The following is a 24,725-nucleotide window of genomic DNA, read 5'->3' on the forward strand; positions in this document are numbered from 1 at the left end:
AAAAATAAGTTTGTACATAAAAATCTGTCTTGTCAATGCGGTCGGCCGGGTGGTCGTCCAGGCTCTGCCCCATGACCGGTGAACGACTGCTCCCCGTCAACGGGGTCGAGCTGTGCGTGCAGGCCCTCGGCGCCCCGGCCGACCCCGCGGTGCTGCTGGTCGCGGGGTCGAACAGCTCCATGACGTCCTGGCCCGACGAGTTCTGCGCGCGGCTGACCGGCCGGTACGTGATCCGCTACGACCACCGCGACACCGGGCGGTCGGTCACCTACCCGCCCGGCGAACCCGGCTACGGGTTCCCCGAGCTGGTCGCGGACGCCGTCGGAGTGCTGGACGCGCTGGACGTGGCCTCCGCGCACGTCGTCGGCCTGTCGATGGGCGGCGGCATCGCCCAGGTGCTGGCCGTGGACCACCCGGAGCGGGTCGCCTCGCTGACGCTGGTCGCGACCAGCCCCGCCGCGCCCGGCACGGAGGGCCTCCCACCGCTGTCCCCGGAGGCGCTGGAGTACTTCTCCACCCTGGCCGAGCCCGACTGGTCGGACCGCTCGGCGGTGGTCGAGCACGTCGTGGGCGTGCAGCGCTGGTTCACCACCGGCGAGTTCGACGAGGAGGCCGTGCGAGCCGGGGTCGAGCACGACCTCGACCGGACGTCGAGCTTCCGGTCGGCCTCCAACCACGACCTGCTCCACGGCGGCCCGTCCTGGGAGGGCGGGTTGGAGGCCGTCACCGCTCCGACGCTGGTCCTGCACGGCGACCGCGACCCGCTCTTCGCGCTGCCCCACGGGGAGGCGCTGGCGGAGCTGATCCCGAACGCCTCCCTGGTCGTGCTGCACGGCGTGGGCCACGAGCTGCCGAAGTCCTCGTGGGACGTCGTGGTGCCCGCGATCCTGGCTCACTCCGAGGTGTGAGCCGCCTTGCGCGGTGGTCGGGCGGCGTCCGGCCACCGCGCGAGCACGCGCTCCCGCAGCGCCCGCGCGAGCCGGGCCGTGCCCGCGACCGCCGGGTCGGTCAGCGCCCCGACCACGCCCAGCCGGTGCGCGAAGCGCTGGCGGGCACCGACGAAGCCCCACCGCCAGTCCTCGCGCAGCAGCCTGCCGAGGTGGTCGCGGCCGTCCCGGTGGGCGCGTTGGACCAGCGCGTCCCCGCGCACCAGCCAGCCGACGCAGTGCTCGGCGACGGTGCCCGGCGCGTCCGGGCGCAGCGCGCGGTACGCGGCCTCCGCCGCGGCGAGCCGGTCCGCGGGCACGACGTTGAGGTTCCAGCACGTCGGGAACCCCATCCGCAGGTAGGCCAGCTCCGTGAGCCCGTTGCCCAGCGCGGCGTGCTCGAAGTCGAGGAACCACGTCCGCCCGTCGACCGGCAGCGCGTTGCCGACGCACGGGTCGCCGTGGACCAGGTCGTGCCCACCGGACAGCCGCCGCGGCAACGGGTCGAGCTCGTCGTCCGGGGTGGTCAGGCCGAAGTCGGCGCACAGCCCCCGGAACGCGGCCAGGTCGGCGTCGGTGGGCACGTCCGCCGGGAGCAGCGAACCGGCGTCGGCGGCCGTGGTGACCTCGTGCAGCCGGGCCAGGCCCTCGGCGTAGACGACCCAGTCCGGCATCGTGCGCCTGCGGACGGGCAGGCGCTCCAGCACCACGATCCGCCGCTCGGGGTCGGTGCCGAGCACCCGCGGCGCGAGCCGGGGTTCGGCGCGCCCGGCGAGCCGCAGCGCCGTCAGCTCCCGCCGGTACCGCTGTTCCGCGTCCGAGCCGCCGACCGACTGCTTGACCACCGCGGGCACGCCGTCGAACTCCGCGGACCACACGCGCGACCGCGGGCTGCTGGTGATCCCCCTGACGTGCTTCGGTCTGCCGAGCACCCGGTCGTCGATCGGTATCCGCCGCCACACCGGGATCACCCTAGGGTGGTCGGGTGGACGTCGATCGCGGGACACGGGTGGTCAAGGGGTTCGAGGCGTTCTTCGCGGACGTCCGCGCCCAGGAGTCGGTGCTGGAGCTCTTCCAGCGGGTGGCGGCGACCGTGCCCGCGTACCGGGAGTTCCTGCGCGAGCACGGGATCGACCCCGCGACCGTCGTCACGATGGACGACTTCCGGTCCCTGCCGATGATCGACAAGGAGACCTACCACCGCCGCTACCCGCTGCCGGAGCTCTGCCGCGACGGCCGCCTCGACGGGTGCGACGTGATCGCCGTGTCGTCCGGCTCCAGCGGTCGGCCGACGGTGTGGCCGCGCTCGCTCGTCGACGAGCTGGCCGTCGCGCGCCGCTTCGACCAGGTGTTCCGCGACGGCTTCCGCGCCCACGAGCGCAGCACCCTCGCGGTGGTGTGCTTCCCGCTCGGCACGTGGGTCGGGGGCCTGTTCACGCTGGCGTGCACGCGGCACCTGGCCGCCAAGGGCTACCCGATCACCGTCGTCGCGCCGGGCAACGACAAGGCGGAGGTCCTGCGCGTGCTGCCGGAGCTGGCCGACCACTTCGACCAGGTCGTGCTGCTGGGCTACCCGCCGTTCGTGAAGGACGTCGTCGACACCGGGCTGGCGGCCGGGTTCGACTGGTCGCGGCACGCGGTGAAGCTGGTGCTGGCGGGCGAGGTGTTCAGCGAGCAGTGGCGCGACCTGGTCGGGCGCCGGGTCGGGATGGCCGACCCCGCACGGGATTCCGCGTCCCTCTACGGCACGGCGGACGCGGGCGTGCTGGGCAACGAGACGCCGCTGTCGGTCTCGATCCGCCGCTTCCTGGCGGGCCGCCCGGACCTGGCCCGCGAGCTGTTCGGCGACTCCCGCCTGCCGACCCTCGTGCAGTACGACCCGAACAGCCGGTTCTTCGAGGTGCACGAGGGGACGCTGCTGTTCTCCGGCGACAACGGCGTTCCCCTGATCCGCTACCACATCGCCGACGAGGGCGGCGTGCTCAGCTCGGCGGAGATGCTCGACTTCTGCTCCCGCAACGGCTTCGCGCCCGAGGTCGACAACGACCTGCCGTTCGTCTTCGTGTTCGGGCGGTCGCTGTTCACCGTGTCGTTCTTCGGCGCCAACGTCTACCCGGAGAACGTGACCGTCGGGTTGGAGCAGCCGGGGATCAGCGACTGGGTCACCGGCAAGTTCGTGCTGGAGACCGTGTCCGACACCGACGAGAACACCCGGCTGCGGGTGACCGTCGAACTGGCCCCCGGCCGCACCGGTGACCCGGCGCTGCTGGCGAACTCGGTGCGCGAGCAGCTCCTGCGGCTCAACAGCGAGTTCGCCCACTACGTCCCCGCCGAGCGGCGGACGCCCGAGGTGGTGCTCAAGCCCGCGGGCGACCCCGAGCACTTCCCGGTGGGCGTGAAGCACCGCTACACGCGCTCGTCGTCGTAGCCGCAGGCGGGTGGGAACCGCGGGCGGTCGGGGAGCGAGCACCCGACCGCCCGCGGCCGGTCCCTACGGAGCCCCGAGCCGCCCCAGCAGCTCAGTGCGCGTCCGCTCGATGTCGGAGCCCAGCTCCAGCACGGACTTCGCCGTCCCCGACGACAGCTCGGCTTGGGCGACCGTCAGCGATTCCCGGAGGTGCGCGCGGAACGCCTCGCGCATCCGCTCGTCGAAGGCCGCGCCCTGCGCCTGGTCGAGCGCCGCCAGCTCCAGCGCCGTGATCATGCCGGGCATGTCGTGGCCGTCGTGCTGGTCGCTCCTCGTCAGCCCGGCGGCGGTGAGCACGCCGTTGAGCCGGTCCAGCTCGACCCGGTAGCCGCTGTCGACGCGCTCGGCGAGCGCGACCAGCTCCGGGTTCGACCCGGACCGCTTCAGCGTGAGTTCCGCCGCGGCCAGCGCCGACTCGTTCTGCGGGATGGCCAGTTCCACGAACGCCACGTCGGTGGGCGTCAGCCCCCCGGACGGCGGGGTGCTGACGGCGCTCGACGCGCCCACCGGGCCGGTGTCCGGCGCACCACCGCACCCAGCGGTGACCAGGCAGAGCACCACCACCGCGCTCAGCGCCCGCATCACGGGTTCCCGTTGTGGCCGCACTTGACGATGCGGTTGATGCAGTCGCGCACCCGCCGCTCCATCTCCGCCGCGGGCCAGCCGTTCATGAAGTCCATGTGGTAGGTGTAGCCGGGCCCGGAGGAGAGCGTGATCCGCGACGCGTCGACCCCGGAGATCGGGAAGTTCACGACCTGGCGGATCTTGGGCAGCGGCACCGGGTGCGAGGGCGGGCAGACGCCGGGGTGCACCGGGTAGGCCATGTGCGACTTGTGGTCGGCCGAGTCGAGGTTCTTGCCGTCCCAGCACTGCGGGAAGTCCAGGTAGGACTGGAGCTTCGCGCCAGCCGGGCAGCTCACGAAGTCGTTGGACGGGGTCACGCTCGCGCCGTTGCAGTCCCAGCGGGTCCTGGTGCCCTCGGCGCTGGTGGCCTTCGCGTTGCCCGCGATGATCCGCAGGCCGACCGGGATCGGCTGGATCTGCTTGGTCACCTCGTCGTTCACGCCCTCACCGAGGTAGTAGAACGTCGACGTGGGCGGGTCGACCGGCTGGCCGTCGACCAGCACGGTCGGCGTCCAGTAGGCGGTCTTGTCCTCGACCGGGTCGCACTTGGTGTCGGCCGCCATCAGCGAGTCCGTGTCGGAGTGCGCGTCGGTGGAGGTGTTGCCGAAGAACGTGTGCAGGTGCGAGGCACCCGCGAGCTTCGGGAAGACGATCGGGTCGTCGGGCAGCCGGTGGCTGAACCCGCACTCGGCGACGAACTCCGCCACGCGCACGGCGTTCGGCGGGATCGGCTTCTGCGTGTGGGTCGTCGGGCTGCCGGTCGTGGTGCCGGGGGCCGCGGTGGCCGTCGTCGTGGTCGTGGTCGTGGGCGCGGCCGTCGTCGGCGTGGCGGAGGTCGACGACGATCCGGGCGGCGCGGTCGGCGCGGTCGGGCCGCTCACCGCACCCGCCTTGCCGTACACCTCGAACTCCCACAGCGACACGCCGTACTGGGTGGAGCGCTTGGTGGCGTGCAGCTTCACGTAGCGGCCGGTCGCGGACAGGTCGAGGGTCTCGACACCGCCCCGGCTGTCCTCGACGTTCGCGACGGTGGCCCACCGGACGCCGTCGCTGGAGGTCTGGAGCGTGAAGTCCTCGGCGTGGGCGTGTTCCCAGTTCAGCACGACCTTCGAGATCGCCGCGTCCGAGCCGAGGTCGACCTGGATCCACTGCGGGTCCTGGAAGGCGCTGGACCAGCGGGTGCCGGTGTCGCCGTCGACGGCGCGGTTCGCCGCGAAGGCGCCGCCCTCGACGGAGGACGCGGTCACGGCGCCGCCCTTGGACAGCAGGTCCGGTGGCGGTGGCGCGGTCGCGGCGAAGATCGCGTTCACGGTCACGGCGGAACCCGCGACGACGACGGCGGAGAGCACGGCGATGCGGCCTCGCCAGCGCTTGAACGTGGACGGGGGCAGGACGTGGGACATGGCTGTCCTTTCGACAGGCACGGGGGAATGCCGGAGGAATGACGTTCTTCGGGGATGGGAAGGGGGGAAGCGGCAGGGCTCAGCCCGCGTCGCGGTACGCCTCGCCCGCCTGGTTGGGGGTGCCACCGGGTGCGTAGAGGCCGGTGCCGGGCTTGTCCGCGGGGAGCGCGAACCAGGCGTACCTCTCCACGTACGGGAGGCCCTCCAGCATCGCGCTGGAACCGCGGGCGAAGGCCGCCAGCTCCTGCTGGCTCGGGTAGCGCGGGGTGCCGCCCGAGAAGTCGATGAGCGCGTACTCGGTCAGCCACACCGGTTTGCCGTAGCGGGCGTGGACGGCCTCGACGTAGTTCTTGAGGTGGTCGACGGCGGCGGCGCTGAAGTCCGAGCCGTACCAGTGGATCGGGATGAAGTCGACGCGCAGTCCGCGCTGGGCGGCACCGGTCATGAACCGGTCGAGCCACGCGCCTTCCTTGTCACCGCTGTGCCCGACGCTCGGCGCGCCGAGCCGCAGGCCGGTCTCCTGGAGCCGGGGCCACAGGTCGAGCGCGCGCTCCGGCGTCATGTTGGCCTGCTCGGGGAAGTCCGGCTCGTTGAACCCGAGCAGCACCTTCCCGTTCGCCTTGGCCCGGTCCAGGTTGGCCTGGTCCATGGACTTCTCGCCCCAGACCATCGGGACGAACTCCACGTTCGGCGGGGCGACGACACCCTCGGGCGTCGACCCCCAGGTGTAGTACCAGCCCGCGCGCACGTCGCCGAGGGCCTTGGTCACGCCGTCGAAGTTCCACGTGCTGACGCCCTTCTTCGCCGACGCCACCACCGGTTCGGCCGCGGGCGGCGGGGCGGGGGCGGTCGTCGTGGTCGTCGTGGGCGGCACCGAAGAGCTGGACCCAGGCGAGGGCGCGGTCTCCGGCGGCAGGATGCTCGTGGGCGTCGCGCTGGTGGTCACGGACACGGCCTGCGCCACGGGCTCCTCACCCGACGGCAGCACGACGGTCACGGCGACACCCGCGGCGAGCACGGCGGCGGCAGCGGCGGCGATCGGCTTGGCCAGCGCGCCCTGGAGCAGGAGCGCGACCTTGCCCGTGGCGACGGGTGCGGTGCCGACCTGGGTGAGGACGGCGGACGTGCCGGTCGCGGTGAGCAGCGGCTGGGAGAACGCGAGGGCGGCGGGCAGCGGCACCAGCGGAAGCCGGGCGATCAGGCCCTCCACGGCGGCGAGGTCGCTCATCACGCGCTCGCACCGGCGGCAGCCCCTGGTGTGGCGGGCGATCCGCTTGCGCCACAGCGCGCTCGGGTCGCCGTCCCAGTCGGCCACGACCTCCGCCAGCTCGGGGCAGCGCGGCTGCTTCTCCAGCGCGCGCACCACGATCCGGGCCGCGTCGAGCTGGCCCTTGACCCGCTGCACCCGCACGGCGGTGTGCTGCGGGGTGAGGTTGAGCGCCTCGGCCACCTCGGTGCGGGTCAGCCTGCCCGCCGCCTCCAGCCACCACAGCGACAGCAGTTCGCGCTCGTCCTCGCTGAGCCACCGGGTCGCGGCGACGACCTCGCGCCGCTGCCCGGAGAGCTGGAGCCGCATGATCGTCAGGTCGACGAAGTCGGCGCCGGGGTCGGCCAGGTCCTCGGGCACCTCGCCGGTGACGGGGACGCGCTGGTGGGCGCGGTGGCGTTCGCGGACCTGGTTCATCGCGATCACCACGAGCCACGAGCGGAAGCCCGCCGGGTCGCGCAGCGACGACAGCCCGTTGACCGCGCGGAGCATCGTCTCCTGGACGACGTCGTCGGTGTCGGCGTGACCGCCCAGCGCGTGGCCGACGATGTTGTAGACCAGGGGCAGGTACCCGGCGACCAGCTCGTCCAGGGCGCGCTGGTCACCGTCGCGCGCGGCCACCACCGTCGCGACTCCGGGTTCCACGGGTACCGCCATGCCCACCTCACTCGCCGGGTTCCAGGTCCTCTGACCAGGAGATGTCCCCGACGATCGGGGATAACGAGAAAATCTCGGGGACTTTTCCCCGGAGTCCCCCGGCCCGGTCGATCAGCGGGGCGCCAGGCCGCTGACCGTGCGCTCGAACGCGAGGAGGTGCTGCTTGCGCTCGACGCCGCCACCGTAACCCGTGAGAGCGCCCGTGGACCCGACCACCCGGTGGCACGGCACGATCACGCCGACCGGGTTGCGGCCGTTGGCCAGGCCGACGGCCCGTGACGCCGCCGGGTTGCCCAGGCGCGCGGCCAGCTCGCCGTAGGAGATCGTCTCGCCGTAGGGGATCCTGGTCAGTTCGTCCCAGACGGACCGCTGGAAGGGCGTGCCGCGCAGGGTGAGCGGCAGGTCGAACTCGGTGCGCTCGCCCGCGAAGTACTCCCGGAGCTGCCGCACGGCGGCGGTGAACGGCGTGGCGTCGGGCTCGCCGAACGCCTCGGCGGGCGGCCGGTGGCGCTGCTCGTGCATGTACAGGCCGCTGAGGTTCCCGTCGGTGGAGACGAGGGTCAGCGGACCCACCGGGCTGTCGATGGTGGTGTGCAAGGGTCTTCTCCCGATCAGGCGGGCAGCCGGTTGACCGCGTGGTCACCGGTCGCCCACAGGTGCTGGACCGCGTAGGCCCGCCACGGCGACCACGAGGCCGAGCGGCGGACCAGTTCGGCGGGCTTGGTCGGCAGACCGAGCGATTCGGCCGCCGCCTTGATCCCGAGGTCGGTGGCGAGGAAGGCGTCCGGGTCGCCGAGGGCGCGCATCGCGATGGTCTCGACGGTCCACGGGCCGATGCCGGGCAGCGCGCCGAGGTGGGCCCTGGCCCGGTCCCAGTCGCCGCCGGGACCCAGGTCGAGGTCCGGCAGCGCGGCGACCAGGCCGATCAGCGTGGCCCGGCGGCTGCGGGGCATCGCCAGCGCCTCGGGGTCGAGGTCCGCGAGCGCCTCGGTCGTCGGGAACAGGTGGGTCAGGCCGCCGTCGCGGTCGGTGATCGGCTCGCCGTGGGCCCGCACCAGCCGGGCCGCGTGCGTGCGGGCGGCGGCGGTCGACACCTGCTGGCCGAGGACGGCGCGGATCGCGAACTCCTCCGGGTCGGTCGTCCTCGGCACCCGCCTGCCGGGCTCCTTGAGCACGAGCGGCGCGAGCACCGGGTCGGTGCTCAGCTGGTCGTCCACGGCCACCGGGTCGGCGTCCAGGTCGAGCAGCAGGCGGCACCGGTTGATCGCCGTGGTCAGGTCGCGCAGGTCGGTGAGCGCGAGCGTGCAGTCGACGTGCTCCGGCGCGGGCCGCAGCGACGCGATCCCGTGGCCGTGGGGCAGCCGCAGGGTCCGGCGGTACGCGCCGTCGCGCCACTCCTCCACGCCCGGCACGGCCGTCGCGGCGAGGTGCCCGAACAGGTTGTCCGGGCATAGGGGGCGGCGGAACGGCAGCCGCAGCGAGAGCACGCCGGGCGTCCGGGGGCCGGGGGTGCCCGCCCGTGCGCGGAGTTCGGTCGGCGTCAGCGCGTAGACCTCGCGGACGGTGTCGTTGAACGTCCTCACGCTGGCGAACCCCGCCGCGTGCGCCAGGTCCGCCATCGGCAGCGCGGTGGTCTCGATCAGCAGCCGCGCGGTCTGCGCCCGCTGGGCCCGCGCGAGGGCCAGCGGACCGGCGCCGAGTTCGGCGAGGAGCTGGCGCTCCACCTGCCGGACGCTGTAGCCGAGGTGCGCCGCGAGCCCCGGCACGCCCTCGCGGTCCACCAGCCCGTCGGCGATCAGCCGCATCGCCCTGGCGACCAGGTCGGCCCGCTCGTTCCACCGCGGCGACCCCGGCGACGTGTCGGGGCGGCACCGCTTGCAGGCCCGGAACCCGGCCTGCTGCGCGGACGCCGCGCTCGGGTGGAACACCATGTTCTCGACCCTGGGCGGCACCGCCGGGCAGCTCGGACGGCAGTAGATGCCGGTCGTCAGCACGGCCGTGAAGAACCAGCCGTCGAACCGCTCGTCCCTGGACTGGACGGCGCGGACGCAACGTTCGCGGTCGGTGTGCATGCGACCAGTCTGCGCGCGGCCGAGCCCGGTGGCTCGCGAGAAAACGACGTGGAGGTGGCGGCCCGCACCGGTGGTCCGGTCCCCCTTTTTCGGTGCGCGGATCGACGGGAGGGGATTCCTCGGGCGTCCGTTCGTCAACGCCGGCACCGAGTCCCGGAGCGCCGCACCTAGTTCATAAACACTGTTCCCGAACTGGTCGCGACGATTGATCGACCCAATCCCGAACGGGCCGTGCCGCGGTGACCGTGCCGTGCCGCGGCACGGTGGTGGCGGTTATCCCGACAGCCCGAAAGGCGACCGGGGACGACCGATCGCCGCGGTCGTCCGCGGTGGCGCAGGACACGCCGGAGCCGCCGCGGGAACCACCGGGTTCCCGCGGCGACCGCTCCGGCGTTCAGCGCGCGGTGACCAGAGCGGCCAACCGCGCCAACGGGATGTCGACCCGTCCACGTGTCCGCGTGTCGAGGACGAGCCGGAGCACCGGGCACACCCGAGCTCCCTCAGCGGTGGGTAGGACCGCCGCGGGACCGAGCGGCCTCCGGTCAGGTGGCCGCACCGTGCCAGCGACCTGGTCGCTCGACGCACGGCCGCTGAGAAGACCCCCAGGACCTCTCAGCGGAGAACGATCCGCGGCATTCGCCTGCCGACTTCGAAACCACGGGTATCAGGTCTCCTTCACGCTGGCGGCGGATGAGCGGAACGTCGTGGAGCAGCTTGGCAGGGGAAGTCGATAGGCTGGAGTGCCCAGAGTTTCCACGGCCGACAAAAGACCTGATCACATGTACCAATCGGGTTTTCCGGTCCGGATCCACGACGGATGGCAGGCCAGCGGATGAGCAGTTCCGGTCCGGGGATGGGACCGCGCGGGGTGTTCGCCGAGAGGTTCGCCCTGCTCTACGCCGAGGCGGGCGACCCGCCCCTGAAGAAGGTCACCGAGTCGGTCACGCGGGCCCGCCGCACCGATGAGAAGGACCGCCCCGTGCGCGCGACGGCGCAGCGGGTCAGCGACTGGCGCCGGGGTCGCAACGTCCCGGCCAGGTTCGCGGCGTTGTCCGTCGTCCTGGAGATCTTGATCGGTGAAGCCCGAAAACTGCGGTCGGCCCCGGCCGTGCCGGGTCTCTACGACGTGGCCGCGTGGCGGACGCTGTGGGAGGAGGCGCTGGCGAGCCCGGCGGGCGCCGTCGAGTCCTCCGACGAGGAGTCGCACACCGAGGAGGGCGGCCTCTGCCCCTACCGGGGGCTGGCCGCTTTCCGCCCCGAGGATTCCGGTTGGTTCTTCGGCAGGGAACGCAGCACGGCCTCATTGGTCAATCGACTGGGAAATGCGGCGGACACCAGCGGTATCGTGATGCTGGTCGGCGCTTCCGGAGCCGGTAAATCCTCTCTCATGCGCGCCGGAATGATTCCGGCAATCGCTCGCGGCGATCTCGGCGTCGAGGGTTCCGCGAATTGGCCGGTGGTGCTGATGACACCGGGAGCCGATCCGCTCAAAGAATTGGCGCACCAGGTTCCGGAGCTCAGCGACGCGCTCGACCTCGCCCTGGACCACGACGGGCTGGGCCACGAGGCGGACACCGGGCTGGACTCGTTCATCAACCAGACCCTGATGGGCGTCATGCGCTTCGCCACCCAGATCCGGGCGGCGTTCGCGGCGTTCGCCCGCGCGCACGGCGCCGACCGGCTCGTCCTGGTCGTGGACCAGTTCGAGGAGGCGTTCACGCTCGGCGGCGACGAGACCCGGCTCCAGGTGTTCGTGCAGGCGCTGCACGCCGCGTGCACCCCGGCGATCCCCGGCGGCACGCCCCCGGTGCTGGTCGTGCTCGGCGTGCGCGCCGACTTCTACGGCCGCTGCCTCGCCTACCCCGAGCTGGCCGACGCGTTGCAGGACCGGCAGATGGTGCTGGGACCGATGACGTCGGCCGAACTGCGCGAAGCGGTGTCGCGGCCCGCCAAGGCGGCCGGGCTCCAGCTGGAGCCGGGCCTGATCGAGCTGATGCTGCGCGACCTCGGCGTGCGCGGCGGCAGACCGCAGGGCAGGCAGGGCGCGTACGACGCGGGCGCGCTGCCGCTGCTGTCGCACGCGCTGCTCGCCACGTGGCAGCGCAGGCAGGGCGGGAAGCTCACGATCAGCGGCTACCGCGCCGCGGGCGGCATCCAGGGCGCGGTCGCGGCCACCGCCGAACGCGCGTGGGCCGACCTCGACCCGGCCGCCCAGCGGGCCGCGCGGCCGTTGCTGCTGCGGCTGGTCCGGGTGGGCGACGACACGCAGGACACCCGCAGGCGCTCGACCAGGCACGAACTGGTGGAGCAGGCGCCCAACCGGTCCGCGGCCGAGGAGGCCCTGGAGGTGCTGGCCAGGGCGCGGCTCGTGACGCTGGACGCGGAGTCGGTCGAGATCACCCACGAGGCGCTGCTCCAGGCGTGGCCGCGACTGCGGACGTGGGTCGACCAGGACCGCGAGGGCGCGCTGCTGCGGCAGCGCCTGGAGGAGGACGCGGGCACGTGGTCCGCGCAGAACCGGGACTCCTCGCTGCTCTACCGCGGCGCCCGGCTGGAGACCGCCCGGCAGTGGGCCGACGGCGCGGGGCCGGGCTCGCTGACCGCGACCGCGACCGCGTTCCTCGCCGTGTCCGGCCAGCAGCGCAGGCGGTCGACGTGGGTGCGCCGCGCGGCCGTGTCCGTGGTGGTGGTGCTCGCCCTGATCGCGGGCACGGCCGCCGTGCTCGCCGTGCGGGAGCGGGACGAGGCCGTGTTCCGCGGCGTCGTGGCGGAGGCGAACCGGTTGCAGGACACCGACCCGTCGCTGTCCGCGCAGCTCGACCTGGTCGCCCACCGGATGCGGCCGGACGACCAGGACGTCTACACGCGACTCGTGTCGACCGGGACGTCACCGCTGGCCACCCCGCTCACCGGGCACACCGGCGCGGTGTACCTGACGACGTTCAGCCCGGACGGCCGGACGCTCGCGACCGCGAGCTACGACAAGACCGTGCGGCTGTGGGACGTCAGCGACCGGCGCCACCCCAAACCCCTCGGCGAGCCGCTCGTCGGCCACCGGAGCTGGGTCAGCTCCGCGGTGTTCTCCCCCGACGGCAAGACGCTCGCCTCGGCGGGCGACGACAAGACGGTGCGGCTGTGGGACGTCACGGACATCGCCGACCCGAAACCGCTGGGCGTCCCGCTGGAGGGCGGCGACGGCACGGTCTACCTGCTCGCGTTCTCCCCGGACGGCAAGACGCTCGCCACGGCCAACGAGGCCAAGACCTCCCGGCTGTGGGACGTGAGCGACCGGGAGAACCCGAAGCCGCTCGGCCGGCCGATCGGGCAGCACGACGCCGCGGTCCGCTCGATCGCGTGGGACCCGGCGGGACGGGTGCTCGCGGTCGGCGGTGACGACACGACGGTCGAGCTGTGGAACGTCGCCGACCGGCTCGCCCCCGTGCTGCTGGGCACCCTGACCGGCTACGACTCCACCATCCACTCGGTCGCGTTCTCCCCGGACGGCAAGACCCTCGCCAGCGGCAGCGACGACCGGACCGTGCGGCTGTGGAACGTCGCCGACCCGGCCGACCCGCGGCCGCTCGGCCGTCCGCTCACCGACCACAAGGGCAGCGTCTGGTCCGTGGCGTTCAGCCCGGACGGGCGGTTGCTGGCCACCAGCGGCGCGGACAGCACCGCCAGGGTGTGGAACGTGACGGACCCGGCCCAGCCGCAGGCGCTCGGCGAACCGCTGACCGGCCGCAACGGCACGGTGTTCGCCGTCGGGTTCAGCCCGGACGGCCGCAGCCTCGCCACCGGCAGCGCCGACCAGACCGTGCGGCTGTGGTCGCTGCCGTCGTCGGTGCTGGTCGGGCACAGCGGCCAGACCAGCGCCCCGATCTACAGCGCCGACGGGCGGCTGCTGATCACCGGCAGCGACGACCGCACCATCCGGCTGTGGGACCTCACCGACCGGTCCGACCCGCGTCCGCTGGGGCCGCCGATCGCCGCGCACGAGGCGGGCGTGTGGCAGCTCGCCCTCAGCCACGACGGGCGGCTGCTCGCGTCCGGCGGCGAGGACCGGAGGGTGCGGCTGTGGGACATCAGCGACCGGACCCGGCCGAGGGCGGTCGGGGAGCCGCTGGTGCTGCGGACCCGGTTCACCGCGCGGGTCGCGTTCAGCCCGGACGGGCGCACGCTGCTCACCGGCGACGACGACAAGTCGATGCAGCTCTGGGACATCAGCGACCCCGAGCGGCCGAAGAAGCTGGGCGGGCCGATCACCGGCCCCGAGGGGTACGTCGAGTACGCCGAGTTCACCCCCGACGGCGAGACGCTCGTGACCGCCAGCGCCGACCGGGGCATCCGCCTCTACGACGTGCGCGACCCGCTGTCGGTGCGCAGGCTCGGCCAGGTCGTGCTCGGCCACACCGCCCCGATCCGCGGCGGCGACATGACCCCCGACGGGCGCACGTTCGCCACGACCAGCGACGACAAGACCGTGCGGCTGTGGGACATCAGCGACCGGGGCGACGTCAGGCAGATCGGTCTGCCGCTCACCGGGCACGCCGAGTCGGCGGCCGGGGCCACGTTCAGCCCGGACGGGACCAGGCTCGCGACCTCCAGCGACGACAAGACGATCCGGCTGTGGGACGTGAGCGACCCGGCGCGCGCGACGCCGGTCGGCCAGTCGCTCACCGGGCACGACGGGGGCGTCGGCGGCGTCGTGTTCAGCCCGGACGGGCGCAGCCTGGCGTCCACCAGCTTCGACGCCACGGTCCGGCTGTGGGACCTCGACGCGGGCCACGCGATCGACCGGATCTGCGCCCTCAGCAGGGGCGTGCTCACCGAGGACCTGTGGGACCGGTACCTGCCGCAGTTGAACTACGACCCGCCGTGCCCGTAGTGCGGTGGTCGGGACCGGCCGGTGCACGGCGCCCCGCCCACCGCGCGAAGTCCGTCGTCCCCGACGCCGTGCGAACGGTTGATCACCCGTGGTGGGACGGTGTTGGGCCGAACGGGTGCCGAAGCCACTTCAGGCCGAACAGAGGTCCGCCTGGAGCCCTCTGCGTAGGGTCCGGACCATGCGTCTTCTTGCCAGGGTCGGCAGCCCGCACACCGTGGCGGCGGTAGTCACCGCCGTCACCGCGCTCTACCTGCTCCTCGTCGTGTTCGGCAACATCACCGACTACGGGACGAACCGCGCGTTCGTGGAGCACGTCTTCGCCATGGACACCACGTTCGGCTCGCCGGAGACGACGTGGCGGGCGATCACCTCGCCCGCGCTCGTGACCATCGCGTACGTCCTGATCATCGCGTGGGAGGCGCTGACGGCGCTGGTGCTCCTCGCCGGGGTCGTGGCGTGGATCAGGGTGATCTTCCAGGGGCGGGACGCGACCACGGCCAGGCAGCTGTCGTCGACCGGTCTGGTGATGCAGCTGCTGCTGTTCGGCGGCGGGTTCATCGCCATCGGCGGCGAGTGGTTCGCGATGTGGCAGTCGAAGTCGTGGAACGGCCTCCAGGCCGCGCTCCAGAACTTCATCATCGCCGGGATCAGCCTGGTCCTGGTGTACGTCACGAGTCGCGAGAAGGCCTGATCCGCAGCCCTCGCCCACCGGGCGGGGGCCTACAGGTCGACCAGCGCCGCCGGGGCCCCGAAGTGGGCGCCGGTCGCGGCGTCCGCGCCCGAGGTGCGCCACCAGTCGGCCAGCTCCGGCGTGTCCACCCCGTCGACGAACACCGCCGCGCCCGCCAGGTGCGCCACCGCGACCAGGTCGGCCAGCACGCGGGTCGTGATCGGGTTCCGCTCCGGGCACACGCCCCACCGCGGGATCCGGATCTCGCGCACCGGCAGCGCCTCCAGGCACGCGAACTCGCCCGCCGCGCCGGTGAAGCGGTCCATCGCCGTCCGCACCCCCGCGTCGGCCAGCACCGCCACGTTGTCCACCGCGTCGTCGTGGTCCGCGACCAGCAGCGCCGAGGGGATCCCGAGCCGCAGCGAACCGGCGGGCAGGCCGGTGTCCGCGAGCACCCGCAGCACGTTGCCCACCAGGTCGGGGTCGGTCGCCTGGCTCGCCGGGAGCCCGACCGACAGCGGCAGGTCCGCGCCCGTGCGCTGGAGCCACCACCGGAACCGCTCGGCGGCACCGCGCAGCAGCCACGTGCCGAGCGGAAGCATCAGCCCGGTCTCCTCGGCCAGCTCCACGCACCGGTCGTGCTCGATCACGCCCCGCTCGGGGTGCGTCCAGCGCAGCAGCGCCGTGAAGCCGGTGGCCGTGCCGTCGGACAACCGGCGTTCGGGCCGGAAGACGACGTCGATCTCGCCGGACTCCCACGCGCCGGGCAGGACGGCCGCCAGCGCCAGCCGCGCGCGGTCGGCCGCGTCGCGGGAGGCGTCGTACAGGCCCCACTGCCTCGGGCCGATCTTCTTGGCCCGGCGCAACGTCATGTGCGAGGCGCGCAGCAGCTCGGTCGGGTCGAACCCCGGTGAGGGCCGGTCGACCACGCCGATGCTGGCGGACACGGCGATCCCCTGGCCGTCCACGTACACGGGACCGGCCAGCTCGTCGTTGATCCGGCCGATCGTGGTGACCACGTCCGGCGTCTCCGGGCCGTTCTCCACCAGCACCGCGAACTCGTCGCCGTCCAGCCTCGCGACCATGGCCCTCTCGGCGGCGAACACCGCGCTCAGCCGGTGCGCGACCGTCTTGAGAAGCTGGTCGCCGACCCGGCGGCCGAGGCCGTCCGTGACGACGGAGAACACGTCCAGGTCGAGGTGGTAGAGCGTCACGCCCGCGTCCGGGTCGGCCCCCCGCAGCGTGGTCTCCAGCCGGGTGGTGAAGAACTGCCGGTTCGGCAAGCCGGTGAGGGCGTCGTGCAGCGCCTGGTGGGTGAGCCTGCTGCCGAGCAGCGTCAGCTCGCTGACGTCCTCGACGATCACGGCGAACCGCCCCGGCTCACCAGCCTCGTCGCGCAGCAGCGCCACGGCGAGCGTGCCGGACACGACCTCGCCGTCACCGCGGACGAACCTCGACCGCAGCGGCACCCGCTGGTGCACGCCGTCGAGGAGGTCGCGGAACGCCGCCACCAGCTCCTCCACGTCGGCCTCGTGCAGGAACGACTGGAGCGCGAGCCCTTCGAGCCCCTGGCTCCGGTGGCCGACGATCCCCCCGAACGCCGTGTTGGCGCGCACGAGGGTGCCGTCCAGCTCCGTCACGGCGATGCCGCTGGTGGAGGACGTGAACACCTCGTCCGCCAGCGCCTCGTTCACCCCGAGGTTCCACCGGGCGGCCTTCGCCGCGCCGAGCAGCGCCTGGCTGAGGCTCTCCTGCTGGTCGAGCACGAACGACTGGAGGGCGTCGACGTAGCCCGCCGCGACCGACCCGAGCACCGCCGCGACCCGCTTGGTGAGCCCCTCGACGTGCCGCAGCTCCGCGGACGCCGGCAGCGCGCCGCCCAGCAGGGCCAACGACTTGCGCAGGCTCGCGGACCCCGTGCAGCGCAGGTCGACCAGCCGCGCGCCGACGACCGACGCCTGCTCCGGCGTGAACGGCTCCGAGGCCACCGCGTGGTGCAGCCGGTGCACGAGCTGCCGCAGGTCGTGCTCCAGCTCCTCGGCCGACAGCGGGACGTACGCGGTCGACCGGACGGCCACCGCCCACTTCCGGGCGAGCTCCCGCCGCTCCCGCCGACCGACGCCGGGAGCGGTCCGCTCATCTTCGGGGAAGGCCGCGCTCATCCCACCTCGTCCGCTGGGGAACCGTTTCCGACGCGGAACGCGTCTCTAACCAGGTTCGAGCCGACGAGGAACGTTACTCGCGAGAGGAGTTCCCCGCCTACGGATGTCGCCCGTGTGAGTGGATTTCACCTGCTCGGCGGTCACCGCGAGGCCCAGAACGCCAGCCGGTGCTCGGCTGAGTAGTCCACGCCCCGAACGGCGCCCGGCGCGAACGAGTTCACGAACTCGCCGTCGCCGAACGGCCGCCACTCCGGCAGTCCCTCCCCGTTCGGGTCACCGGTCCGGGCGAACCGCGTCCACTGGTCGACCATCACGTCGGACAGCTCCCGCTGCCCCGCGGTCAGCCGCGCGTCGAACTCCGCGGTCGGGAACAGGTAGTCGACGTCCGAGCTGTGCGAGGCGCCCATCGGCAGCGACGGCACGGAGAAGTCGGACGGGGCGTCGCGGTCGGCGAACTCGAAGGCGTAGACCGGGGTGTGCGCCGCCAGCAGCCGGTGCTGCCGGATCGTGGCCCGAGCCCACACGCGGTCGGTGAGCACCGTCGCCCACGCCACGCTCGCGGACGGGTGCTCCGACAGCGGGTACTCGGCCTCGACGGCGGGCGCGTCGGCCCCGAACGCCGTCGCCAGCAGCTCCGGGTACTGCTCGGCCGTCACCGGCCTGCCCGCCAGTTCGCGGAACAGCGCCACGAAGCCGCGGTGCTCGTCGCGGGTCGCGCCCGCGAGCACCGGCACGCGCGCGAAGTCCCCCGCCGCCAGCGCGTCACCGGGTGGCCGCGGCAGCACCGCGCCGCCGTGGCCGAACGCCTGGAAGACGTTCATCACCCGCGGGTGGTCCAGCAGCTCCTCCGCGGGCAGCCTCCGGAGGGCGTCGAGGTCCTCGGCCCCCAGTTCCCGCGCGACCGCCGCGCCGAGCGCCTCCAGCTCCTCCACCGGCCGCCAGGCCAGTGACGGCAGCGCCCCCAAGTCGGGGAACCAGGCCCCGGCGGGCACGTCGACCAGCGTGAACGCGCTGTGCATCACGGCCCGGTGGAACAGACCCCTCGACTGCTCCGACACGAGGTGCGCGGCGACGGCCGTGGCCCCGAAGGACACGCCGAACAGCGTCACGTTGCCGGGATCACCGCCGAACGCCGCCGCGTTGCGCCGCACCCACTCCAGCGCCGCCCGCTGGTCCATCAGCCCGAACGCGCCCGAGCCCTCCAGACCGGGCAGGCCGAACCCGCCGAAGACGCCCATGCGGTAGTTGACCGTCACCACCACGACGTCACCGCGCTCGACGAGCCGGGCCGCGTCGAAGTGGTGGCCCGCCCCGATCGCGCCGTCACCGTGGATCCACACCAGCACCGGCTTCCCCGTCCCGGAGCGAGGTGCGGTCACGTTGAGGAACAGGCACTCCTCGTCGGTGCTGCGAGTGTCCGAATAGGACGATCCAACCTGCGGGCACGGGCTCCCCGGCCGAGTCGCGTCCCTGGTCCCCCGCCACGGCTCCACCCCGGCGGGCGCGGCCCAGCGCAACTCCCCCCTCGGCGGCGCGGCGTACGGAATCCCCTGGAAAACCCGGAGATCACCCCGCACCACACCCCGCACGTCACCGGACTCGACGCGCACCACCTCAGCTCCCACGGTCGCCTCCCCGCAACTCGCCAGCACCAACGCCACCAACGCCACCATCCCCCGACGCACGGCTCAGTCCCCCTTCGTCGCCCTCTCCACGACCTCCACCAACTCGTCCCCGCAGACCTCCAGGTCGACCTCGGACGCCCTGGCCACGATCCCGTTGCGCAGGGCCATGATGAACAGCGCCATCACGTCCACGTCGAACGAGCGGAACTCCCCCCGCCGCTGCCCCGACCGCAGCAGCTCGGCCAGCGCCCGGTGGTCCGAGTCGGCACCGTCCCCGACGGTCGCGTGCTCCCGCAGGCGCACCAGCGCGACCAGGTGGTCGGGGTGGCTCCGCATGAACTCGACGTTCGCCAGCAGGAACAACCGCAACTCCTCGGCCGCCGTCCCGCCCCCGCTCATCCGCTCCAGCACGAACCGGCCGAACACGGCCAGGATCTCCTCGAACACCGAGTCGACCAGCTCCTGCTTGCCTGCGAAGTGGTACGAGATCAACCCCGTGCTGCTCAACCCGGCCCGCACCGCGATCTGCTTGAACGACGCACTCGCGTAGTCCAACTCCGCCACGGTCCGAATAGCCGCACCGACGATCTGCGCCCGCCGCGCCTGCTCCGTCACCGTCAGCTCACCCGAGCCAGACTTTGCTCGCATGAGCAAAACATAGCACGACTGAGCTAGCCAGACCGACAACCCAACAGCCCCAGGACCCACCCCCACGCACGACCAGCGAGCAAGGAGCAGCAAGCAAGAATGCACAGACAACCAGAAATTAGAATCCCGGCCATGGCAAAAACAAACAGGAACCCACGGCATTCCCTAAACCAGTGGCCGATTTTACTCGGGGGATTTGACCCTTACAATAGTAGATCGGGCAGGTAGCTACCACCTGCCCTTAGCCCGATCAAAGGGTCAAATCGAGGGGTCCCCGAGTCAAATCGGCCACCCCCGCTGGAACCAGCAGCCACCCCGACCCCACGAAACCAGCAGCCACCCCGACCATACCGGACCAGCAGCTACCCCCACTGGACCAGCAGCCACCCCAACCCCACCGGACCAGCAACTACCCCAGTTCGACGGGACCAGCAGCCACCCCCACGGGACCACCACCCACCCCAATCCCGCCGAACAAGAACCTCACCCCAAAATCTCCCTCAACTGAGCCAACAACTCCCCCCGACTCCCACACCCCAACCTCTGCCGAATCCGAGCCATGTGGTGCTCAACAGTCTTGGCGGAGATGAACAACCGATCCCCAACCTGCTTGTACGTCATTCCCCCGACGACCAGTTCAGCCACCTCCCTCTCCCGGTCGCTCAACTGCCCGCCCTCCACCGCGGGAGATGCCTCAGCAGCCTTCTTCACCCCACCAGGCCGCCCCTGCAACAACCGAGCACAGTCCAACAACCGCACCATCGCCTGCCGATCGGTGGTCCGGATGGCGGCCTGCCCGGCGAGCCGGGCCCCGTCCCACCACTGCCCGGCGGCGTGCAACCCCCGAGCCGCTTCCTCCACCCGATCCGGCTCCACCTTCCCGGCCAGGACGTCCAGCCAGCTCTCCGCCGCATCCGACACGATCGCGTTGTACCGCGACCGCTCGCGGTGGACGGCCAACGCGGCGGCGTGCTCCTCGGCCACCCCGGTCTGCTCAGCGATGATCGCCGCGTGCAGCCCGCCCCAGTGCAGCGGCACGGCCCACAGCGGCGGATCCCCCAGCTCCCGCAACAGCTCCCGCGCCGCGGCCAGGTGGGGCGCCAACCGGTGCTCGTCCCGCAACCGCGCCGCCGCGGCGGCGAACTCGCCCAGCGGCAGGAACGTGAACAGGTCCACGGGGTGCCGCAGGACCGCCTCGCACGCCTGCTCCCAGGTCCGCTTCACCGTGACCAGGTCGCTGTTGCGCCGAGCCACCCCGATCTCCAGCGCGACCGCGAACAGCCAGTCCCGCGGCTCCAGCCGCTTGCCGGTCTTCTTCAACGCCACCAGGCATTCCTTGGCCTCGACCAGGTGCCCCCTGACCATGGCGATCCACGCGCGCAGCAGCACGTGCCGGATGGTCATCAGCGCGCCGCCCACCCGCGCGGTGGCGGCCCGCTCCAGCACCGACTCGGCCACGCCGGACTCGCCGCAGTGCAGCGCCACCAACGCCGCCAGCGCGGCGGGGCTGTCCGGCAGCAGGGCCGCCTTGCCCACGGGCTCCAGCAGTCCGGACGCCCGCACCAGCGTGGACAGCGCCGTCATGGGCTCGGCGGTGACGGACTCCCGCATCCCCTGCGCCATCAGGGCCGCCGCGCCGTCGAACGACGTGGGGGGCGCGGTCGGCAGCAGCGCGTCCTCCGGGGCTCGTCCGGTGCCGATCCGGCCGACCACGGCGAACGCCGCGGCGGACGGTGCGGCCGACCAGCGGTACAGCTCGGTGCTGCGGGCCAGCTGCCCGCGGTGCGCCAGCGCGACCGCGGCGACCTCGGCGGCGGTGGCGCGGTGCGGCGACTCGGGCCCGGTGATCACCTGGTCGGCCAGCCGCAGCGCCGCGTCGAGGTCGCCCGCCATGGCCGACGCCGTCGCCCAGCGGGCGGCGACCTCGGGGCTGGGGGTGCCGGTGGACGCGCTGGCGGCCAGCAGCCGGGCGGCCAGCGCGGGGTCGGTGTCCAGGGCTTCCGCGGCGGCGGCCTCGAACGCGGCGGCCACGCCGGGGCCGCCGACGCCGGTGCCGATGAGCGGCCGGACCAGGTCGAGCACGGGCCCGCCCGACGCGAGTTGCAGCTCCGCCAGCCGCTGCCGCACGGCGATGCGGCGCTCGGCCCTGCTCAGCAGCGCCACGGCTCGCCGGGCCAACGGGACCAGCGTCCCGTCCTGGGCCAGCAGCCCGGTGGCCCGCCCAGCCTCGATCACCTCGCCGACCTCGTCGAAGTCCTTGCCCAGCAACGCCCCCAGCAGGTCCAGCCGCAGCCCGGCCCCCGCTTCCGCGACCAGCAGGAACTTCTGGAGGTCGGCGTCCAGCCAGTCCAGCTCCGGGCGGAACGCGGCCACGGCGTCGGCGGGCACCTCGGCGGAGGAGATCCCGGCCAGCCGTTCGACGAACCGGGGCACACCTGCGGTCTGCTGGTGCACGAAGTCGACGACGGCCCGGCTCGCCGTGGCGGGCAGGAACTCCTTGACCTGCTCCTTCGTGAACGCGAGCGGCATCAGCGCCCGCCAGCGCCCCACGGACTCGGCCAGCAGCCGCTGCCGGGGCCACGGCCGGTAGGCCACCACCAGCCGCGGCTCGTCGGTGTCGAGCAGGTCGCGCAGCCGGGGTTCGTCCAGCAGGTGCGCGTCGTCCACCAGGCGCACGGACTGCCCCGCGTCCAGGTAGAGCCGTTCCACCTCGCGCAGGATCGCGGACTTGCCGTAGCCGCCGGGCGCGACGACCCCCAGCCGCAGCGGTGCGGCCGGGTCGGCGGCGATGTCGGCCAGCACCTGGCGGGTGGCGTCGTCGGGCAGGAGCGTGGGGTACGTGGTCGATCGGGGGCTCAACGGCCGTCCTCGTCGTCAGCGGTGTGGGTGCTCCGGCGCGAGCCCGCGGGCTTGAGGCCGCGGACGACGCGCTTCACGGAGCGTCGCGGAAGGTCGAGCGGGGTGATGTCCACCGGAGGTCGTGGCGGTGGGGCGGCGAACTCGTCGTCGGGCAGACCGAGTTCGCCGACCGGGAAGCGGAGCGACGGGTCGTCGAAGCGGCGGAGCACCGACGTCTCCCGCGCCTCGGGTTCGGCGTCGGGGCCCTCGACGACGCGCCGGGCGAGCAGCGCCGCGCCCTTGACGACCGACGTCTCCGGCGCGGCCTCGATGGCGATCCGGGCGCGCAGGGCGCCGGACACGACCTCGGCCACCAGCGGGACGCGGGCGCTGCCCCCGACGAGCAGCACGACGTCGGGGTCGCCGTGGGCGGTGGTGGTGCGGACGAGCGTGTCCACGGCCAGTTCCACGGCGGGGCGGATCAGGTCCTCGAAGCGTGGCCGGGTGAGGACGACCTCGCGGACGCCGTCGACCAGGTGCACGGGCACGGCGACCTCGGCCAGTGCGGACAGTGCGCGCTTGGCGGCCTCGCCGTCGAAGCGCAGCCTGGCGAGCACCTGCCCGACCCACGGGTCGGCCGGGTCGAGGTCGGTCAGCTCCCGGCCCACGGTGGTGCGGACGTGGCCGAGGACGGCGTCGTCGAAGTCGACGCCCGCCGGGTGGTCGTGGCCCTCGACGCTGCCGACCAGCTCGGGCGGCTGGTCGAGCGAGCGGCGGACGACCGAGGCGGAGAAGGCGTGGCTGCCGAGGCTGAACACCGCCTGCACGTCGCCGCCGCCGCCTGCGGCGAAGTGGTTCTCCACGGCGGCCAGGGGTTCGGCGACCAGTGAGCAGCGGGTGAGGCCCGCGTGGCGCAGCGCCTCCTGGAACAGCTCCTTGCGCTGCGCACCCCACCCCGGCGGGTGGGTGACGGCGATGTGCGCGGCCGGTTCGCCCTCGCGGTCGGCCACCTGACCGGCGACCCAGACGACCAGCAGCGCGGTCAGGTCCTCGGGGGCGACCCAGTCCTGGCCCAGCAGGACCGGGACCTCGTCGCCGATCCGCCTGGCGAAGCCGGTCGCGGTGAGCCAGGGGTCGCCCACCTCACCGACGGCGAACTCGCCGTCCGGGGTGATCCGCACCGCGGAGGCGACGCCGCCACCCGGCCCGCCGAGCCCGACCACCTCGACGTCCGGCCTGCCCACGCGGGCGAGGCGGCAGATCGCGGCGGCGGTGCGGGTGGTGCCCACATCGACCCCAAGGACATAGGGCAACTCCAGGACTCCTCACTCACCTGTTCGTACCAGTCCTACGTACGTACACGGGTGGTCATTGGCTCACAAGCGCGTCCCCTAATCCCCTAGGGGGTGAACGAAAATCACCCCATAGTGGATACGCCCTCTACTGGGAGTCATCCCCGATGGCTGAGCGCCCCCCAGCTCGTAGGTTTCTCCCCAGTGCCGGGACCCGCAGTACACCCGGCTCCCCGACACCCCGCATGACCCTTGGAGAACACCAGTGAGCTCGAACACGCTGCACGAATTCGTCCTCGGTCTGCTCAGCGATCCGACCGCGCTGGCCGACTTCCAGAACGACGCCGAGGGTGTCCTCGGCGCGGCCGGACTGGGCGACATCAGTGCACTCGACGTCCAGGAGGTTCTGCCCCTGGTCCTCGACTACGTGCCCGCCGGGAGCCTGCCCGCTCTCGACGGTTCCGTGCTCGACGACCTGCCTCTCGACGTCGACGTGGACGGCCCCGCTGCCGCGATCAGCCAGCTCCACGCCGTCACCCAGCTCGTGGGCGTCAGCACGACGGACGTCAACCTCGCCGCCACGGGTGCCATCGCGGCGGACGAGAACGGCCTGGAGGCCTTCACCGGCCTCTCGGCGTGGGGACTGGCGGACGCGTCGGCGGCGGCGGGCATCACTCTTCCCGGTGACTTCTCCGCGGTGAACGACGTGACCGGCTCCCTGGACGGGACGTTGGACACCGCGCACGGCCAGGTCGACGACCTCGCCGACTCGGCGACGGGCGCACTCCACGGCGCCACCGCCACCGCGGGTGAGGTCACCGGCTCGCTGCTGCCGGGCACGGAAGGCCTGACCAGCTCCGTGTTCGGTTCGGTCGACACCCTGCACGGTGTCGTCGACGGCGTGACCGGTGGCCTCACCGAGGGCGTCGACCTCGGCAAGACGCTCGACATCGGCGGTCTCGACGACGTCGCGTTCACCGCCTCCGCGCCGATCGGCGCCGACACCCTGGGCGCCGTCGGGGGCGACCTGGTGTCGGGCACCGGACTCGGTGGCGTGGTGAGCAACGTCACGGACACCGTGCACGACGCGAACCTCCCCGGCGGCGACCTCCTGGGCGTCACCGACCTGCTGTTCTGATCTCTTTTCGATCTCGTCGCTCTACCGAGGGTCGGTTCCGTCCTGAGACGG

16 protein-coding genes are annotated in these 24,725 nt (G+C 73.0%); 5 read left to right on the forward strand and 11 right to left on the reverse strand.

Translation table 11 applies throughout. The features are described 5' to 3' along the window. Nucleotides 1–71 precede the first annotated feature (71 nt). Entirely contained in the window at nucleotides 72–908 is an 837-nt protein-coding gene (locus tag AC156L_RS14150) for an alpha/beta fold hydrolase (RefSeq protein ID WP_330877841.1), read from the forward strand. Here AC156L_RS14150 and AC156L_RS14155 read toward each other — a convergent pair. After that, entirely contained in the window at nucleotides 893–1,888 is a 996-nt protein-coding gene (locus tag AC156L_RS14155) for a hypothetical protein (protein WP_330877840.1), read from the reverse strand. The two genes, AC156L_RS14150 and AC156L_RS14155, sit on opposite strands and share 16 nt — an antisense overlap. Before the next feature lie 23 nt (nucleotides 1,889–1,911). Between AC156L_RS14155 and AC156L_RS14160 the strand changes: the two genes are divergently transcribed. Beyond that, nucleotides 1,912–3,354 carry a phenylacetate--CoA ligase family protein gene (locus AC156L_RS14160; RefSeq protein WP_330877839.1) on the forward strand — a complete coding sequence of 481 codons (1,443 nt, stop codon included), beginning with the start codon at nucleotides 1,912–1,914 and terminating at the stop codon, nucleotides 3,352–3,354. A 63-nt stretch (nucleotides 3,355–3,417) separates the two neighbouring features. Here AC156L_RS14160 and AC156L_RS14165 read toward each other — a convergent pair whose 3' ends face one another. The 5 genes from AC156L_RS14165 to AC156L_RS14185 all read right to left on the reverse strand — a co-directional run bounded on the left by AC156L_RS14165 (nucleotide 3,418) and on the right by AC156L_RS14185 (nucleotide 9,416). Next, nucleotides 3,418–3,975 carry a DUF305 domain-containing protein gene (locus tag AC156L_RS14165; RefSeq protein ID WP_330877838.1) on the reverse strand — a complete coding sequence of 186 codons (558 nt, stop codon included), beginning with the start codon at nucleotides 3,973–3,975 and terminating at the stop codon, nucleotides 3,418–3,420. Then, nucleotides 3,975–5,420: a DUF1996 domain-containing protein gene (locus AC156L_RS14170; protein WP_330877837.1), complete on the reverse strand. Its 1,446-nt coding sequence runs from the start codon at nucleotides 5,418–5,420 to the stop codon at nucleotides 3,975–3,977. Before AC156L_RS14170 ends, AC156L_RS14165 begins: the two co-directional genes overlap by 1 nt. A gap of 79 nt (nucleotides 5,421–5,499) precedes the next feature. Further along, entirely contained in the window at nucleotides 5,500–7,344 is a 1,845-nt protein-coding gene (locus AC156L_RS14175) for a sigma-70 family RNA polymerase sigma factor (protein ID WP_330877836.1), read from the reverse strand. 111 nt (nucleotides 7,345–7,455) lie between these two features. Further along, a complete protein-coding gene (locus AC156L_RS14180) occupies nucleotides 7,456–7,941 on the reverse strand; it encodes a methylated-DNA--[protein]-cysteine S-methyltransferase (protein ID WP_330877835.1) in 486 nt (161 codons plus the stop codon). Nucleotides 7,942–7,955: 14 nt separating this feature from the next. Continuing rightward, nucleotides 7,956–9,416, reverse strand: coding sequence for an AlkA N-terminal domain-containing protein (locus AC156L_RS14185; RefSeq protein WP_330877834.1), 1,461 nt, complete (start codon nucleotides 9,414–9,416; stop codon nucleotides 7,956–7,958). Between the two features lie 832 nt (nucleotides 9,417–10,248). Here AC156L_RS14185 and AC156L_RS14190 point away from each other — a divergent pair. Together AC156L_RS14190 and AC156L_RS14195 are read left to right on the forward strand one after the other, a co-directional pair. Then, the gene (locus AC156L_RS14190; RefSeq protein WP_484406907.1) at nucleotides 10,249–14,301 is read left to right on the forward strand and encodes an nSTAND1 domain-containing NTPase; all 4,053 of its coding nucleotides are present in this window, start codon (nucleotides 10,249–10,251) and stop codon (nucleotides 14,299–14,301) included. 178 nt (nucleotides 14,302–14,479) lie between these two features. Next, on the forward strand, nucleotides 14,480–14,992 hold the full coding sequence (locus AC156L_RS14195) for a DUF2165 domain-containing protein (protein ID WP_330877832.1): 513 nt from the start codon (nucleotides 14,480–14,482) through the stop codon (nucleotides 14,990–14,992). A gap of 29 nt (nucleotides 14,993–15,021) precedes the next feature. Here the strand turns inward: AC156L_RS14195 and AC156L_RS14200 are convergent, their stop codons facing one another. The 5 genes from AC156L_RS14200 to AC156L_RS14220 form a co-directional block, all read right to left on the reverse strand. Next, on the reverse strand, nucleotides 15,022–17,133 hold the full coding sequence (locus tag AC156L_RS14200) for a putative bifunctional diguanylate cyclase/phosphodiesterase (RefSeq protein ID WP_330877831.1): 2,112 nt from the start codon (nucleotides 17,131–17,133) through the stop codon (nucleotides 15,022–15,024). A 140-nt stretch (nucleotides 17,134–17,273) separates the two neighbouring features. Continuing rightward, nucleotides 17,274–18,758, reverse strand: a complete 1,485-nt coding sequence (locus tag AC156L_RS14205) for a carboxylesterase/lipase family protein (RefSeq protein WP_330877830.1) — start codon at nucleotides 18,756–18,758, stop codon at nucleotides 17,274–17,276. Between the two features lie 63 nt (nucleotides 18,759–18,821). Then, nucleotides 18,822–19,406 carry a TetR/AcrR family transcriptional regulator gene (locus tag AC156L_RS14210; RefSeq protein WP_330877829.1) on the reverse strand — a complete coding sequence of 195 codons (585 nt, stop codon included), beginning with the start codon at nucleotides 19,404–19,406 and terminating at the stop codon, nucleotides 18,822–18,824. Between the two features lie 483 nt (nucleotides 19,407–19,889). Beyond that, nucleotides 19,890–22,265: a helix-turn-helix transcriptional regulator gene (locus AC156L_RS14215; RefSeq protein WP_330877828.1), complete on the reverse strand. Its 2,376-nt coding sequence runs from the start codon at nucleotides 22,263–22,265 to the stop codon at nucleotides 19,890–19,892. Continuing rightward, nucleotides 22,262–23,557 carry an Hsp70 family protein gene (locus tag AC156L_RS14220; protein WP_330877827.1) on the reverse strand — a complete coding sequence of 432 codons (1,296 nt, stop codon included), beginning with the start codon at nucleotides 23,555–23,557 and terminating at the stop codon, nucleotides 22,262–22,264. Before AC156L_RS14220 ends, AC156L_RS14215 begins: the two co-directional genes overlap by 4 nt. 244 nt (nucleotides 23,558–23,801) lie before the next feature. Between AC156L_RS14220 and AC156L_RS14225 the strand changes: the two genes are divergently transcribed. Further along, entirely contained in the window at nucleotides 23,802–24,674 is an 873-nt protein-coding gene (locus tag AC156L_RS14225; protein ID WP_330877826.1) for an IniB N-terminal domain-containing protein, read from the forward strand. Nucleotides 24,675–24,725: the final 51 nt, after the last annotated feature.

Source organism: Umezawaea sp. (assembly GCF_057122925.1).

What these genes read in the sequence shown, in the direction of transcription:
- AC156L_RS14185 (WP_330877834.1), bottom strand. Translation starts at nt 9,416, where the DNA reads ATGCACACCGACCGCGAACGTTGCGTCCGCGCCGTCCAGTCCAGGGAC.
- AC156L_RS14175 (WP_330877836.1), bottom strand. Translation starts at nt 7,344, where the DNA reads ATGGCGGTACCCGTGGAACCCGGAGTCGCGACGGTGGTGGCCGCGCGC.
- AC156L_RS14195 (WP_330877832.1), top strand. Translation starts at nt 14,480, where the DNA reads ATGCGTCTTCTTGCCAGGGTCGGCAGCCCGCACACCGTGGCGGCGGTA.
- AC156L_RS14190 (WP_484406907.1), top strand. Translation starts at nt 10,249, where the DNA reads ATGAGCAGTTCCGGTCCGGGGATGGGACCGCGCGGGGTGTTCGCCGAG.
- AC156L_RS14200 (WP_330877831.1), bottom strand. Translation starts at nt 17,133, where the DNA reads ATGAGCGCGGCCTTCCCCGAAGATGAGCGGACCGCTCCCGGCGTCGGT.
- AC156L_RS14165 (WP_330877838.1), bottom strand. Translation starts at nt 3,975, where the DNA reads ATGCGGGCGCTGAGCGCGGTGGTGGTGCTCTGCCTGGTCACCGCTGGG.
- AC156L_RS14150 (WP_330877841.1), top strand. Translation starts at nt 72, where the DNA reads ATGACCGGTGAACGACTGCTCCCCGTCAACGGGGTCGAGCTGTGCGTG.
- AC156L_RS14210 (WP_330877829.1), bottom strand. Translation starts at nt 19,406, where the DNA reads ATGCGAGCAAAGTCTGGCTCGGGTGAGCTGACGGTGACGGAGCAGGCG.
- AC156L_RS14170 (WP_330877837.1), bottom strand. Translation starts at nt 5,420, where the DNA reads ATGTCCCACGTCCTGCCCCCGTCCACGTTCAAGCGCTGGCGAGGCCGC.